At 34.8% G+C, this 14,673-nt stretch carries 14 protein-coding genes; 3 read left to right on the top strand and 11 right to left on the bottom strand.

What is annotated here, in order from left to right:
• Nucleotides 1-65: 65 nt before the first annotated feature.
• From HALSA_RS04115 to HALSA_RS04105, 3 genes are read right to left on the bottom strand one after another with little or no spacing between them, the layout of a single operon-like run.
• Nucleotides 66-1,100 carry an ATP-binding cassette domain-containing protein gene (locus tag HALSA_RS04115; protein ID WP_013405354.1) on the bottom strand — a complete coding sequence of 345 codons (1,035 nt, stop codon included), beginning with the start codon at nucleotides 1,098-1,100 and terminating at the stop codon, nucleotides 66-68.
• Entirely contained in the window at nucleotides 1,093-1,794 is a 702-nt protein-coding gene (locus HALSA_RS04110) for a GTP-binding protein (RefSeq protein ID WP_013405353.1), read from the bottom strand. The genes HALSA_RS04115 and HALSA_RS04110 overlap by 8 nt, the downstream gene beginning before the upstream one ends.
• Nucleotides 1,795-3,000, bottom strand: coding sequence for an ABC transporter substrate-binding protein (locus HALSA_RS04105; RefSeq protein ID WP_013405352.1), 1,206 nt, complete (start codon nucleotides 2,998-3,000; stop codon nucleotides 1,795-1,797).
• A gap of 214 nt (nucleotides 3,001-3,214) precedes the next feature.
• Between HALSA_RS04105 and HALSA_RS04100 the strand changes: the two genes are divergently transcribed.
• Genes HALSA_RS04100 through HALSA_RS04090 form a run of 3 tightly spaced genes read left to right on the top strand, consistent with a single transcriptional unit; the run spans nucleotide 3,215 to nucleotide 4,988 of the window.
• Complete coding sequence (locus tag HALSA_RS04100; protein ID WP_013405351.1) at nucleotides 3,215-3,883, top strand: Crp/Fnr family transcriptional regulator; 669 nt, start codon at nucleotides 3,215-3,217, stop codon at nucleotides 3,881-3,883.
• A gap of 34 nt (nucleotides 3,884-3,917) precedes the next feature.
• Entirely contained in the window at nucleotides 3,918-4,754 is an 837-nt protein-coding gene (locus HALSA_RS04095; RefSeq protein WP_013405350.1) for an RnfABCDGE type electron transport complex subunit D, read from the top strand.
• A gap of 24 nt (nucleotides 4,755-4,778) precedes the next feature.
• On the top strand, nucleotides 4,779-4,988 hold the full coding sequence (locus tag HALSA_RS04090; protein WP_013405349.1) for a hypothetical protein: 210 nt from the start codon (nucleotides 4,779-4,781) through the stop codon (nucleotides 4,986-4,988).
• A gap of 101 nt (nucleotides 4,989-5,089) precedes the next feature.
• Here HALSA_RS04090 and HALSA_RS04085 read toward each other — a convergent pair whose 3' ends face one another.
• The 8 genes from HALSA_RS04085 to hydF form a co-directional block, all read right to left on the bottom strand.
• Nucleotides 5,090-6,478 (bottom strand): MBL fold metallo-hydrolase, encoded by a 1,389-nt coding sequence (locus HALSA_RS04085; protein ID WP_013405348.1) that lies wholly within the window; start codon nucleotides 6,476-6,478, stop codon nucleotides 5,090-5,092.
• A gap of 176 nt (nucleotides 6,479-6,654) precedes the next feature.
• The gene (locus tag HALSA_RS04080; protein WP_013405347.1) at nucleotides 6,655-7,908 is read right to left on the bottom strand and encodes an RNA-guided endonuclease InsQ/TnpB family protein; all 1,254 of its coding nucleotides are present in this window, start codon (nucleotides 7,906-7,908) and stop codon (nucleotides 6,655-6,657) included.
• 307 nt (nucleotides 7,909-8,215) lie between these two features.
• Nucleotides 8,216-9,628, bottom strand: a complete 1,413-nt coding sequence (locus HALSA_RS04075) for an aspartate ammonia-lyase (RefSeq protein WP_013405346.1) — start codon at nucleotides 9,626-9,628, stop codon at nucleotides 8,216-8,218.
• A gap of 195 nt (nucleotides 9,629-9,823) precedes the next feature.
• Nucleotides 9,824-10,795: a phosphate/phosphite/phosphonate ABC transporter substrate-binding protein gene (gene phnD, locus HALSA_RS04070; protein WP_013405345.1), complete on the bottom strand. Its 972-nt coding sequence runs from the start codon at nucleotides 10,793-10,795 to the stop codon at nucleotides 9,824-9,826.
• A gap of 83 nt (nucleotides 10,796-10,878) precedes the next feature.
• Entirely contained in the window at nucleotides 10,879-11,691 is an 813-nt protein-coding gene (gene phnE / locus HALSA_RS04065; RefSeq protein WP_013405344.1) for a phosphonate ABC transporter, permease protein PhnE, read from the bottom strand.
• A complete protein-coding gene (phnE, locus tag HALSA_RS04060; RefSeq protein ID WP_013405343.1) occupies nucleotides 11,691-12,503 on the bottom strand; it encodes a phosphonate ABC transporter, permease protein PhnE in 813 nt (270 codons plus the stop codon). Before phnE (HALSA_RS04060) ends, phnE (HALSA_RS04065) begins: the two co-directional genes overlap by 1 nt.
• Before the next feature lie 6 nt (nucleotides 12,504-12,509).
• A complete protein-coding gene (phnC, locus tag HALSA_RS04055; RefSeq protein WP_013405342.1) occupies nucleotides 12,510-13,286 on the bottom strand; it encodes a phosphonate ABC transporter ATP-binding protein in 777 nt (258 codons plus the stop codon).
• Nucleotides 13,287-13,441: 155 nt separating this feature from the next.
• A complete protein-coding gene (hydF, locus tag HALSA_RS04050) occupies nucleotides 13,442-14,671 on the bottom strand; it encodes a [FeFe] hydrogenase H-cluster maturation GTPase HydF (RefSeq protein WP_013405341.1) in 1,230 nt (409 codons plus the stop codon).
• Nucleotides 14,672-14,673: the final 2 nt, after the last annotated feature.

The following is a 14,673-nucleotide window of genomic DNA, read 5'->3' as shown; positions in this document are numbered from 1 at the left end:
AAAAACCTTATTCTCTTAAAAATTTAAGAAAATAAGGTTCAGAGAATATAATATTTTTTTAAAGTTTAGATATTGACTGCATTCAACTTAGAATTCAATCTATTAAGCTTATTTCCATAACGGAGGTCTTCACGCAGATTTGTTAAGACTTTATCAAGTACTTTAAGTTCCTGCATCAGTTCTTTTTCTTCAGCAGAAGTTTCTATGATATCAATAATTCCACCATTATTGATAATAATCCTTTTATCACCCATTAAGGCTAAAATAGGATCATGGGTGGCCATTAGCACGATCTTTTCTTCACCAACCAGTAACTCAAGTGCTTTTTCTCTGTTAATCCCAGCATTTTCGATTTCATCTATCAATATAATCGGAGAAGAACTTAAAATTGCTGTATCAGCAATCATTAAAGCTCTTGACTGCCCACCACTTAAACTTGTAATCTGGGCATCACGTGCAAACTGCTCACCAGCCAGCTGATTTGCCTCTTTAAAAATTCTTTCTACGACCTCTGTCTGGTTATCTATTAAACGGCTTTCAGCATGTAGGTTCAAGAACTCCATTACTGAAAGATCCATTACAAAGTTCATATTTTGTGAAAGCTGGGCAACTAATTTTTTGCCGCCAGAAAAACGCCATTTTTTATCAGGCACCTCATCATTTATTAAAATATGTCTTTCAGTCGGTGTATCACCTCTAGCAGTCCATTCGATATCAGCCAAAAGCCTGCTCTTACCAGAACCGGTTGGACCCACTATTGAAATAATTTCTCCACTTTTAATATCAAGTTTTTGATAATTTTCTTTTTCACCGGCTTTGTTTTGACCGGCCAGAATTGATAATACCTCAACAGTTGAATCATTTTCACCCAAAAATTCCTGCATATTTTTGATATAAGAAATTAAACTGGCCAATAGTTCATCAAGATCATAGACCAGGTCTTCTCTTTCTTCTCTGCTGAGTGAAATGAAAATCTCAGAGAGTCTTTTATCTTTATCTTTAAGGGGAAATTGCTGATCAGCAAAAAAACTTTCTGTATAAGGATATTTTTCAAAAATTTCATTAATAGTTAATTTTTTTAATTCATTTTTTTTAAGCATTATTATCACCTAAATCAATTTTTTTGACATTGCCAAGCTGATGTTCTGAACCAATTCTGGTTTCTCCTAAACAATAAGAACACATTGCTGAAGGCATAGAAAATCTCAATCTTTTACCTTTAACAGTTTCAACATCTTCTTTTTGATCATAGAGCAAAGTTGAAAATTCATAAGCTCCCTGACCTGTCAAACCATTGATATTCATAACCATGGCTTCAGGGTTTACTGAACTAACCCGAGAAGCAAAAACCTCTCTTTCCGCCTGAGAAACAATATCGCCTTTTGTAATAACAACTATGTCTGCAGTTTTTAACATTGGTCCTATCTTACGCGGAGTATTGATTCCACTTAAATTATCGATTACACAAATAGCTTTAATATCTTTAATATAGGGAGAACATCTATTACATAAGCCCGCACTTTCTGTGATCAATAGATCCAGCTCTTTTTTTCTACCCCACTGAACCACTTCTTCAATATTACTGACAAAATAGTGGTCAGGACAGAGTGAACCGGAAAGACCTTTTTTTACAGGTACTCCTGCTTTTGCATAAAGCTCATCATCATTTGTATAGAGACAGTCAAATTTCACAACTCCAACCTTTAGTCCCCGCTCCTGAATTGCTTCTATTGTTTTCAAAATTACTGCAGTTTTTCCAGAAGAAGGAGGTCCAGAAAAAGTTACTAAATTCATTTATACCACTCCCACTGCACTATTGAATTCCGATTCTAATTCTTTAAGCAGCTGACCGGGATTTTCTTCTCTTAAGAATTTCCAGCCAGGCCACATAAATTTAGCGTTTTCAGGTAAATTATTATCTATTCCTGCTAATACACTTGGGAAAAGTCCCTGTTCAGATAAAATCCGGCCAATTTTTTCTGATGCCATTAAATCAATTAATTTTTTCATTTTTTGATTCTTTTTCTTTTTACTTAACATAAAGATTGGTGAAATCACTGCACCATCTTCAGGCCAGATAAACTGCATATGAGGAAAACGTTTAGCCATTCTGGTAAAGAAATATGGCATTATTGTTACTGCTGCCTGGTTTTGGGCTTTGCGGCCACCTTCTTTAATCATCTGTGAAGGGTGTTGAGCTTTTTGCATTGAGCGCCCTAGATTTTTTACCCCTTCTCTACCATAACTTTTATAGATATTTAATAAGATGGCATTAAAAAGATCAAAATCACTGACAGGTAAGCTAACACTATTAGCAAATTCTTCACTCATAATTTCTTCCCAGCTTCTGGGAACATCTCTTCCATTTAGTTCTTCTTCATTAACTAAAAATACGGCTGGTACAATTGATAAGACCGAATAATCACCTTCAGGATCAAGTAGATCGATGTTCTGATCTTCAAAATCACTGTTTAGCTCATTTATTCCACTTGCATCTTTAAAAACATCCTGTCTTCTAAAGCGATCCATTAGATCACGATCAAAGAAAAGATCGAATCCAGCTGAAATAAATAAATCAAAAAGTTCATCTTCTGATTCTATATCTTCAAAGCCATTTTTCAACCATTCTAAACCCTGGGAGGCAGATTTTAAATCTAATTCCAGATTATAATCCAGCTCTCCTCTCAACTTTTCTAATTCCTCAGTAAGAGGATTTTTAACAGGACATGGTAGTGAGCCTGCAACCCTGATCGTTTCTGCCTGAGAATTATTTTGGCTGTTTTCTAAGATTGTTTCTTCCATAAGTTCTACAAGTTTATCTAAATCAATATTTTTTAAAGCTGCTGCCTGTTTTAAAGTTATTTTAGAGCCGAAAACTTTTCTTTTCTTTTCGTCATCAAGCTGGTTAAAACCTTTATTTGTTAATACAGAGATCACTGCAGGGTACTTTTCTGTTATCTGGTACAAATTATCATTTACATTAATATTTAAGTTTTTCATTATTTTTTACAACTCCTTTAATTTTCATTATTTAAAGTATAGCATTGTACTCAGGTTTACACTGTGATACAGCTCACTCTGCTTAAAATTTTTTAAAAAAATTATAAATCTACAAAAAAACAGTTTTCTTGCAATTTATGTTCTGATTTAATATCATTAAATTCAAAGATATGGTTATGCTATAGGTAATTAATAATTTAAACGAGGTGAAAAAATGAGTATTGTCAAAGAAATACCTCTTTTTAGTTCACTCACAGATGAAGAAATAAAATTAATTGATCAAATAGTTATTAAAAGGACTTTTAAAAAAGGGGAGTATATCTTTTTTGAAGGAGAAAAAGGAGATAAATTCTATATAATAGAAGCTGGTCAGGTTAAATTAATCAAAATGATAGCAAATGGTGATGAACAAATTTTAAATATTTTTGGTAAAAACGATATAATTGCAGAAATAGTGGCTTTTGATAAGGGTAATTATCCTGCTTCCGCTGTTACCATGGCCAAAACCCGGGTTTTAGTTTTTGAACAAGAAAAATTAGAAGAACTAATTTTAGACAATCCCCAGATAGCGATTAAGCTTTTAAGAGAGATGAGTCACCGCCTTAGAAGAGCTCAGGAAAATGTTAGAGACTTAGCCTTAAAAGACAGCTCGGCCAGGGTGGCAGGACTGCTGGTCTTTTTGGCAAAAAAATATGGAGTCAAGAAAAAAGATAAAATTGTACTTGATCTCTCACTAACCCAAAAAGAACTGGCTAATATGATAGGCAGCAGCAGAGAGACGGTCTCTAGAGTGCTCGGTAAATTTGAAGCTCAAGAAATCATCAAAACTTCTCGCAAAAAAATATACATTTTTGAACTTGACAAATTAAAAGATATCGATTGATTACTTTTAATGAAAATAAGGGAGGAATTTAATTATGAAGATGATGAAGGGCATGTTATTGGCTTTAATACCGGTAACTTTATATGCTTTATATAGTTATCGTTTATCAGCTTTTATATTAATATCGGTTTCAATTTTAGGTGCTGTAACTGCTGAGGCAGCTTATCAGAAATTAAGCAATCAGCCTCTGAAGATCAAAAATTTAAGTGCAGTAGTTACAGGCTTATTATTTTCTTTTACACTTTCTCCAAGTACTCCAATTTATGCAGCTGCAATTTCAGTTGCTTTTGGTATAATAGTAGGAAAAGAACTTTTTGGTGGAGTAGGAAAAAATCTATTTAATCCCGCTTTACTTGGTAGATTATTTTTGATTTTTGCTTTTCCTGCGGCTCTATCTCCCTGGCAGACGAGGATAGATATGGTAAGTACAGCTACTCCTCTTGGTATTTTCTGGGATAGCGGGGAAATGGTTTCAACAGGTGAAGCCTTTTTAGGGCTAGTTCCTGGAAGTCTGGGGGAAATGTCTGCTCTTTTAATATTAATTGGTGGGATATATATAATTTATAAAAAATATGCCCGCTGGAGAATTCCGGTCAGCCTTATTACTACCGTAGGTATTTTCGCCCTGCTAATGGGACATAATCCTCTTTTTCATATATTCACAGGTAGTGTAATGCTTGGTTCTTTCTTTTATGCAGTTGATCCGATGACTTCTCCCCGTTTTCCGAAAGCTCAGATAGTTTTCGGGATAGGAATTGCTTTGATTCTAATGGCCATGAGGTTCTGGGGTTGGCTGCCAGCAGGTATGGCTTTTGGTGTCTTGATAATGAATATCTTTGTACCTTTACTCGATAAAAAATTCAAAGCTTAACATACTTCAGGAGGTGGATTACTGATGATAGAAGACTCTTTATTTAGAATTATTTCGCTTGCCATATTAATGATTGTGACAGGTATAGGCTGGTATAAAATAAAGCTGGAGAAATTAAAGAATGAGAAAGAAGATCACAAAAAAATAAAAGAAGAGGCAAAAAATGAAGGGATTAAGTTTTCAGTAGTTTTAGGTGTAATATATATGGTTGTAATACTGGGGATTTCAGGATAATCCTTTGAAAATAATTAACTCAAACTTCGCAGATATTTAACTCTTTTATAAGTGCGAAGTTTGAGTTATTATTATTTAAATTTATTTTTTTCTGTAAAAATCTACTTTTTAATTTTAAGCAAACATTTTGATGCTGACCAGGCAGTTAAACCACCTAATACAACTTTAACATCTGCTTCTAAATGAGCGTTAATAAGACTGGCTGCAGTCATAGATCTAATTCCACTCCCACAGAATACATATATATCTTTTTTGTTTTCCAGTTCTGCAAGATAATTGTTCAGATCTGCCTGAAGGTCATTTAGAGGAATCTCTTTTGCACTTTCAAGATAACCCTCTTCTTCCTTTTCTTCTTCTTTTCTAATATCCAGCAGCAAATATTCATCTTTATTTTTGTCTTTAACAAAGTCACAAAATTCACTAATGTTAACTGCAGAAATCGAATTACTATCTTTCCCTGCCATATTCCAGCTTAACATTCCTCTGTAAAGATAGCCCTCAATCTTTTCATAGCCCATTCTATAAAGGGTTCTAATAGTTTCTTCTGGATAACTACCATCATTAACCAGTAGAATCTTTTTATCAGTTGGCATAAACCAACCAATAAAACTGGCCAGAATATTATCCCGTAAATATAGAGCAGATGGAACATGAGCACTTGCAAAGTCACTTTCACTTCTAATATCAATCACAACATAATCTTTTTGGGCAGCCTTTTCTTCAAATTCTCCTGGCTTTAGGGGCTTAACAAAAGGAAGCTCTGTTCTTGCTGGAGCTTCTAAATTAGCGGCTTCCATTGCTTTAAAATACTGAGGCTTCTCCTCCATTTCTCCCACTTCACTGACAAATTCTTCTTTACTCTTATACTGGAGATACGGATTTGACTTTTTCTCGATCCCGATTGTAGTTATTTCTCGATCTGCTATCTGGCTGCCACAGACTGAGCCAGCACCATGAGCCGGACAAATAATCACTCCATCTCCGAGTGGCATTATCTTATTATATAGTGAATCATAAAGCAGAGCAGCGATTTCGGGAATATTTTCTTCGCCATAAAAATCGATCCTGCCAACATCATTGGCAAAGAGTATATCACCGGTAAAAATCATCCAGGGTTGATCATCATAATCATTTAAAATATAAGAATGAGAACCTTTAGTATGTCCGGGAGTATGCATTGCTTCCAGGTTCAATCTACCCAATTTATATTTTTTTCCGGCCTCTACAGTGTTTTCATATTGATAAGCTAATTGTCCATCTGCATGAAAAATCTCAGCACCTGTCACAGAAGCTAAAGCTCGAGAGCCGATAATATAATCTTCATTCCGGTGGGTTTCGAAGATATATTTAATCTCTGTTCCTTCTTTTTCTGCTTCTTTAAGATAAACATCTATATCTCGCCTGGGATCTATAACAGCTGCTTCATTTTCATCACCAATTAAATACGAAAAATGAGCTAAACCTTTTGAACTAATTTTTTTATAAAACATTTTTTCCTCCCTCTGACTTATAATATTACTATTTTTTAAATATAGTGAACCTCTCCACCTAAATCAAAACCAAGATTTAGAGGGAGCTTCTAACTGCTTCATATAGATTAAAGTTCAACCTATATTACTAGGTCAGTTTACAAGATGTTTGGCTTTTAAGTTTTGCTCCTAATAGTTTAGGATACCCTTAATCTTGAAGGATTGTCCACAAATCCATTATCTCTCGCCTCTTTGATAGGTCTGAGAATACATTTATCGTTATGGTATTTACGAAGTATATTAAAGCTACCATTCTGATCAGCATTAATTAATAGACCCTCGTTAGTTTTAAAGAGACCTCTAGTAATTCTTCTGGATTTATCATAGTTACTTTTATTTATTTTTTCCAGATCTACTGAACTACACCCAGAAGTATAGCTTTCATCAATTTCAACAACTTTGATACCTTTTAGTTTAGCTTTGTATTCAATTAATTTTTTTAATCTCTGGATCGGTATTTGGACAAAAGATTTAAGCTTGCTGCATTTTTTAATATTTTTTATATCTCCAATTACAATAGTTTCTACTTGATTTTCAATTGCTAAATCAACTATTTTGCAGCTAGCTTTATGGAGATAATCTCTAATATAATTTCTTCTCTTTAATCTCAGATATTTTATTCGTTTAGTATCTCTAATTTTACTGGTAGCTAACTGCCTCATTCTAATGCTTTGTAGTCTGGCAATTTCTTTATTAAAATAAGAATTTTTGGATTTAATAGTTTTACCATTGATAATATAACACTCAGAGTTGTTTTTAAATGTTAAAGTAGCCAAATTATCAAGACCTAGATCTATTGCCATTATGTTAGGGTTATTATTTTCTTTTATTTCCTCGACCTTATAGATGATTAGTAGATACCATCTTTTAGAAATGCGGTCCTGCTTAATCTTTATCTGCTGGCCAGCATCTAAATCTATAATGCTTTGAACTGCTTCAGGCAGCTCAAAATTAAGAGCTTTCACATTATATTTAGATTGTATCTTTTTAGATAAGGATAAGAGTAATTTGTTATCTTTAATTCTAACAGCTAAATTGGTAAAAATTATTTCACAGGGATTACTGTTCATATGTTTAAAATTAGGTGATCCTGGCTGCCCCTTATATTTTTGAGGATTCTTTTTATAATCTTTGAGAGAATTAAAAAAACTTTTCCAGTCCTGAGCTAACTGCTTTAATGCCTGCTGTCTGTTATGGGAGTGAAGGTAGTCATTATGCCAGTTATTTTTATATCTAGTTTCTAATTCAGTATAGACAGCTTTTATATCTTTATTGTTTTTAACCTCATAATTGACTGTATTATATAGTTTACTAATATGCCAGGCTAATTCATTAATTATTACTAATTGCTTATGGCTTAATTTAGGCTTGAATTTAAATGATAATCGCATTGATTTTTCACCTCCATCCTACTATAATTATATCATACATATGTTTGCTTGTAAAAGAAAAAATGGAGGTTTTATTTTTATGAATAGAGACTTAAATAACAATTATCATTCTGTTTATAGTCTACAATATCATTATTGTATCTTCTGGTGATGCTGCTATTGAGACAATTAAAAAGTATATTGAAAATCAGAATAAATAGCCAATTCATCTCCACCCAATGCATAGCTTGGATGGAGTTTTCTTGGCAGTTTTAGATAAATTCTTAATAATTTATTCTACGTTAGAAGTTCAATACCTGCAATTAATTTACAGGTTATATAATCCGGTCATTTTTTCTATGGTTAAAAGCTCTTCTAATTTATCTTCTGACAATAGTCCCTCCTCAATAATTAATTCTTTAATATTTTTATTATCACCTTTTAAAATTTTCTTTGCTATTTTAACCGCATTTTCATAGCCGATATGAGGAACTAAAGCAGTTAACTGGGCTAAACTTGCTTCTAAAAGTTCACGACAGCGCTCAGGATTTGCTTCAATCCCATTGATGGTTTTATTTATAAAAATATCAATTCCCTTTGTCATTTCCTCAATCATGTTTAATAGATGATGAGCTATAATTGGAGCAAAGGCATTTAATTCTAACTGTCCTTCTTTAGCAGCTAAAGTTATAGCCTGGTCACTGGAAATAACCTCTATTACCAGCTGATTTATCATTTCACATATTACCGGGTTAACCTTTCCAGGCATGATTGATGAACCCGCCTGAACTTCACTTAATGTTATCTCAGCTAAGCCTCCTCTGGGACCTGAGGCAAGCAATCTAAGGTCATTTGCAATTTTATTAAGATTAACTGCTGCAGATTTTAATAGACCTGAGACTTCAACAAAAATATCCATGTTCTGGGTTATATCGATCATGTTTTCTGAATGAGCCAGACTCAGACCGGTTATGGATCTAATGTTTTTGGCTATTTTATAGATATATGCCCAGCTGGTATTGAGACCTGTTCCAACAGCAGTTCCACCCAGATTTATCTTTTTTAATCGATCAGTTATTTTATATAATCTCCATCTATCTCTATTGACTGCTTCTGCATAGGCTGAAAATTCTTGACCTAAAGTGATTGGTACTGCATCCTGAAGTTGCGTCCGGGCCAGCTTTATAACCCCTGCGAATTCTTTTTCTTTTTTCTGTAATGCTTCCTGCAAATTCGCTATTGAATCAGTTAATTTTTTAAGTAAGTTTAAAACAGCAATTCTTAGAGCTGTGGGATAAACGTCATTTGTCGATTGCCCCTTATTAACATCGTCATTAGGATGGAGGTATTGATAGTGCCCCTTTTGCTGACCCATAATTTCTAAAGCTCTATTTGCGATTATCTCATTAACCATCATATTGCTTGAAGTTCCTGCACCACCCTGCAGAGCATCTAATTTAAAAAGATGATCAAATTTACCATTAATCATTTCTTGAGCTGCACTTTTTATTGCCTCAGCTTTCTCTTGTTCTAAAAGGCCAATCTCAAGATTTGTTTGGGCAGCAGCAAATTTTATCATGGCAATACTCTTTATTAAATCAGGGTGTACTTTTTTCCTGCTGATAGAAAAGTTTTCAAAGGCTCTGATCGTATTGATGCCAAAATAAGATTCAGCTGCAAGCTTTTTTTCACCTATGCTATCTGATTCAATTCTATAATTATTTTTAGTATCTTTTTTCATTATTAACACTCCTGATCCATTTAATTTAATATCAAATAAGGTAATTATTGCTATTTATTGTAACAGAATATCCAATAATGTTCAAGATTTCACTTATTTGAAATTTTAAAGCTGAGAAAATTAAATAACAATTAAAAGCGAAAAAACAAAAAGGACTGCTTAAACAGCCCTTTTTGTTTGAGTATAAACTTAGATTTATTCACCTAATAGCTCTGCTACTGCTTCACTACCAGCTCTAATTGTTCTCTGAACTTCCCAGTCTTCTTTATAGTTTATTTCTACAAAACGATCTTCATCTTCCCACTGCTGGGTAAGCATTGTACCTTCCCAGTCAAAGTTAAGGAATGCCTCTTTGATTCTTTGCTGTAAATCTGGATGTAATTTATGGGTTACACCATAAGCAGTAGATGGAAATAAAGGTGATTCATAAACAGTTTTTAGCCAGCCAGAAGGATCTTCGATTCTACCACCTTCATACATTCTGCCTACTACAACATCAGCAATAGGGGCTGCTATATAATCTTCATGATAAACTCCTAAAATTGAGTTATCATGTGATCCAGAGAAGGTATAGTCATAATCTCTGCCTGGCAGCATATCAAACTCTTCATATAAAAGAGCTCGAGGAGCAAAAAAGCCTGAACCTGATGATTCAGAAACAAAGGGAATTTCTCTACCTCTTAAATCTTCTACTGAATCAATATCACTATCCTGTCTGGCAATTAAAGCCATCCGATAACCTATCATGCCATCTTCATCACCCATGGCGGTCTGAGGTACAAAACCTGCTTTATTAACAGCATCCTGAACTGCTCCTGATGCAAAACCTGATACATGAAGTCTTCCTGCCCGCATTGCTTCGACCTGGGCAGCATAACTCTGTACTCCAAAATAGCGAACCGGACGATCCAGCTCATTAGAAAGATGTTCGGTAAAGTCTGCAAATACCTCTTCATAAACTGCAGGATCTTCTACAGGAGAATAGGCAAATACAATAATATTAGGATCAAGCCATTCTGATTCATCTGCTGGCGGATCGGCTACCATATCTCCATCTTCATCTGTGTAGCGAGGATCTAACTCTGAAGCCTCAACTGCAGCTAAAGCAAAAAATGAAGCTGCAAAAATCATAACTAACATTATTATAAATATTTTTTTAAATCTCATTTTAATTAACTCCTCCTTGTTATTATTTGTTTTGACTTAAGCTTTAAAAAATATTTTATCACCCCACTTTTTAATAAAATAATTTAAGCAACTGCCTCTCTAGCCTTCGCTGAAACCCATTCGGCAATAAACACGGTAATTAATATTGTAATTAAAACCATAATCGCCTGATCCCAGCGCAATCTATTGATAGCAGAATTTAATAAAAAGCCGATTCCACCTCCACCAACAATCCCAATTATTGTTGATTCTCTGATATTTATTTCCCAGCGGTAAACAGAAACTCCTACAAAAGAGGGCATTAACTGGGGAATATAGCCATATAAAAAGACCTGAGCTTTAGAAGCACCAGTTGCTTTAATAGCTTCTATCGGCTCTTGATTTATTTCTTCTATAGTTTCATAAAATAATTTAGAAATCATACCAATTCCACGCACAGCAATAGCCAGCATCCCGGCAAACAAACCCGGACCTACAACCTGAACTATTAATAAAGCCCAGATTAAACTATTGACCGACCTGGAAGTAACAATAATTGTTAGAGCCATTCCCCTTACTATCCTGTGGGGAGTTGTGTTTTGTGCTGCCATAACTGCTATAGGAACAGATATTAAAGCAGCCAGGACAGTCCCAAAAACAGCTAAATTAATCGTATCCCAGAGGGCAGGTAATATTCTCCTTGTATATCCTAAATCAGGTGGAAACATCCTGGTTACAAAATCCATCGCCTGAGCAGGGGCATCCATAACAAAAGGCCACATCGTTGCATCAGAGATAAATTTGGAAGCGATTAAAAATACTATTAAACCAGCTAAAAGGAGAAAAAACCTTTTTAGAGATTCCTTCTGATTTCTAAATACCCACTCACTTTTATTCTCTATATTTTTCCAGGGCATTAGGTTAACCTCCTTCTAATTGCACTTGAAACATATTCGCCGATCAGTACAAGTATTATAATAACTATTAAAATTGCAGCAGCAGTATTAAAATCATAACGTCCCATCGCTGTATCCAAAACAGCACCTATTCCACCAGCTCCGACCAGACCAATAACTGTTGACTGACGGAATGTCATATCTGCTCTGTAAATTGATAAACCAATAAATCTAGAAGAAATTTGAGGCCAGACACCAAAAATAATCAGCTGTGGCCAGGAAGCCCCGGTAGCTCTGATGGCTTCTAAAGTCTCTTCATTAATATTTTCAATATCTTCAGAGAGAAGTTTACCGATAAAACCCATACTGTTGATTATCATAGTTAAAACTCCTGCAAAAGGACCAAATCCGAACATGATAACAAATAAAATAGCTAAAATAACTACATGCAGGCTTCTAAAAACTACTAAAATACCTCTACAGACATAATATACAGGCAGAGGCGAAATGTTTTTGGCTGCTCCCAGAGTAACAGGAATTGCAAATAATATACCAAGGGTTGTTGCCACAACTGTCATAGTTATGCTTTCTAAAACTCCCTGAAAAATATGGCTCTGTCTGGCCAAAAAATCAGGCTGCAAAAATGCATAAAGCATCTCCCAGGCTCTATCAAGACCTCTAATAATTCTGTCTACATTGATCTCAAATGATCTAACTGCAAAAACAATATAAATAAATATTAGAAAAATAATTGTCCATCTTAAAAATGCTGAATTAATAAGTTTCGGTTTTGACCAGCTTCGTTCTTCAACTGCTTGATTTTCTGTGTTCATCTCATATCACTCACCTTCATCTTCTGCAGGGCCCTCAGAATCCCAGTCTTCTTCCCCATAAATGAGGGTTAAGGCATCAGTATCCAATTTAGCCGCTTCCTCATCATAAACAATTTTACCCTCTCTTAAGCCCACAATCCTTTTGGTAAATAATTCAGCTAGTTTAACCTCATGAATATTAATAATCGCAGAAATATTTTTTTCCTGAACTAAATCCACTACCAGGCGCATTATCTGCCTGGCTGTTTTAGGATCAAGACTGGCTGTCGGTTCATCAAGCAGCAGTAAATCCGGTTTCTGCAGTAATGCTCTGGCAATACCAACCCGCTGTCTCTGACCACCAGAAAGCTGATCTGCTCTGGTATCAATATAATCACCTAAACCAACCCTGTCCAACAAAGATAGAGCTTCACTTATGTATTTTTGCGGAAATTTACGGCGCAGACTCTGCCAAAAGTTCACAGAAGCAAGTCTGCCTGATAAAACATTTTCCATTACACTTAAGCGCTCTACAAGTGCATATTCCTGAAAAATCATCCCGATATTTTTTCTTGCATCACGCAATTCTTTTTTATTTAATGAGCTAATATCAACCCCATTGAGCAGTATCTTGCCAGAAGTAGGTTCGACAAGTCTGTTTATACATCTAACAAGGGTACTTTTGCCTGCTCCTGACGGGCCAATCAATGCTATGATATCACCATCTTCAATTTCTAAATTAACTCCATCTAAAGCCAATGGACCAGAATCATATTTTTTTACCAGATCAATTATTTCAAGCATAACCCATCTCCTTTAATAAATATTATTAATTTTCACACTATTAAATTATTTCTCTATAGATTTTTTAAATCCTGCTTAAAATTTGAAATATAATTTTACTTATATTTACATTATTAAAAGGCCTGCGATTATTAAAAAGCAGGCCCCCTAAAATATTATTTTTGCTGCTGCCAGAGCCGATAAGCTGCTGGAAAAGGCTTTAAAGCTCTATCAAGTATTCCATGTAATTGAGCAATGGCCATTCCATAATTAATAACAGCTACACCTGCTTCTTCTGCCTCTCTCAACCTTGACAAAACTTCTTTTCTGTTCAGCATACAGCTGCCACAGTGAAGGACTAAATCATAATCACTTAAATTCTCTGGATACTCTCTTCCCGAAACATGCTCAAATTCTAATGAAGATCCCACTTTAGAACGCAGCCAGCGGGGCAGTTTAACAGTGCCGATATCATCAGCCTGTCTGCGGTGAGTACAGGCTTCAGCTATTAATACCTTATCATCTGCTTTTAATTCTGCTAATTTTTTTGCACCTCTTAAAAAGATCTCTAAATCACCTTTATAACGGGCAAAAAGAATAGAAAATCCTGTCAGTAAAATATCTTCATCTAGATCAGCAGCAACTTTCATAAAAGCCTGAGAATCAGTTATAACTAATTTAGGTTTTTCCTTTAAAGCAGCCAGCGAAGCTTTAAGCTCTGTTTCTTTACAGATAATTGAAATCCCATCATGATCAAGTATATCTCTTATCGTCTGTACCTGGGGTAAAATTAATCTTCCCCTGGGTGCAGCAGTATCAATAGGAGTAACTAAAACCACCGTTTGACCAGGATTAACGATATCTCCAACTATAAAAGCTTCTTCAGTATCCTGGGGCATTTTTTCTGCTATTTTATCTCTTAATTCTTCGATACCCTGACCACTTTCTGCACTAAGCAAAATCGGCTTAAGATCATATTCTCTTTGCAGCTTATCAACTACCTCGGTTTTATCAAAAGCTAAATCAATTTTATTAATTACAGCTACCACTGGCGTATTTGTTTTATTAAAGTTATCCAGCAGTTTTTGCTCATATTTACCAAACTCAACCTGGTTATCGATTACCAGCACTGCCAGATCGGTTTTTCGAATTATTTCATAACTTTTTTTAACCCGCATCTCTCCCAGGTCTCCACTATCATCTATTCCAGCAGTATCGATCATCATCACCGGTCCTAATGGTAGTAATTCCATAGCTTTATAGACTGGATCTGTTGTAGTACCAGGAACTTCTGATACCAGGGCCAGCTTTTGATTGCAGAGGCTGTTAATCAAACTAGATTTACCGGCATTTCTTCTGCCAAAAACCGCAATGTGAGGTCTATTCCCTTTTGGTGTAGACTGCATAA

Source organism: Halanaerobium hydrogeniformans, assembly GCF_000166415.1.
GTDB lineage: Bacteria > Bacillota > Halanaerobiia > Halanaerobiales > Halanaerobiaceae > Halanaerobium > Halanaerobium hydrogeniformans.
The sequence above is the reverse complement of the archived record's forward strand: the minus strand, read 5'-3'. Positions and strand labels throughout refer to the sequence as shown.

Coding starts and splice junctions, on each gene's coding strand:
- HALSA_RS04115 (WP_013405354.1), bottom strand. CDS start 1,100: ATGCTTAAAAAAAATGAATTAAAAAAATTAACTATTAATGAAATTTTT.
- HALSA_RS04110 (WP_013405353.1), bottom strand. CDS start 1,794: ATGAATTTAGTAACTTTTTCTGGACCTCCTTCTTCTGGAAAAACTGCA.
- HALSA_RS04105 (WP_013405352.1), bottom strand. CDS start 3,000: ATGAAAAACTTAAATATTAATGTAAATGATAATTTGTACCAGATAACA.
- HALSA_RS04100 (WP_013405351.1), top strand. CDS start 3,215: ATGAGTATTGTCAAAGAAATACCTCTTTTTAGTTCACTCACAGATGAA.
- HALSA_RS04095 (WP_013405350.1), top strand. CDS start 3,918: ATGAAGATGATGAAGGGCATGTTATTGGCTTTAATACCGGTAACTTTA.
- HALSA_RS04090 (WP_013405349.1), top strand. CDS start 4,779: ATGATAGAAGACTCTTTATTTAGAATTATTTCGCTTGCCATATTAATG.
- HALSA_RS04085 (WP_013405348.1), bottom strand. CDS start 6,478: ATGTTTTATAAAAAAATTAGTTCAAAAGGTTTAGCTCATTTTTCGTAT.
- HALSA_RS04080 (WP_013405347.1), bottom strand. CDS start 7,908: ATGCGATTATCATTTAAATTCAAGCCTAAATTAAGCCATAAGCAATTA.
- HALSA_RS04075 (WP_013405346.1), bottom strand. CDS start 9,628: ATGAAAAAAGATACTAAAAATAATTATAGAATTGAATCAGATAGCATA.
- phnD (WP_013405345.1), bottom strand. CDS start 10,795: ATGAGATTTAAAAAAATATTTATAATAATGTTAGTTATGATTTTTGCA.
- phnE (WP_013405344.1), bottom strand. CDS start 11,691: ATGCCCTGGAAAAATATAGAGAATAAAAGTGAGTGGGTATTTAGAAAT.
- phnE (WP_013405343.1), bottom strand. CDS start 12,503: ATGAACACAGAAAATCAAGCAGTTGAAGAACGAAGCTGGTCAAAACCG.
- phnC (WP_013405342.1), bottom strand. CDS start 13,286: ATGCTTGAAATAATTGATCTGGTAAAAAAATATGATTCTGGTCCATTG.
- hydF (WP_013405341.1), bottom strand. CDS start 14,671: ATGCAGTCTACACCAAAAGGGAATAGACCTCACATTGCGGTTTTTGGC.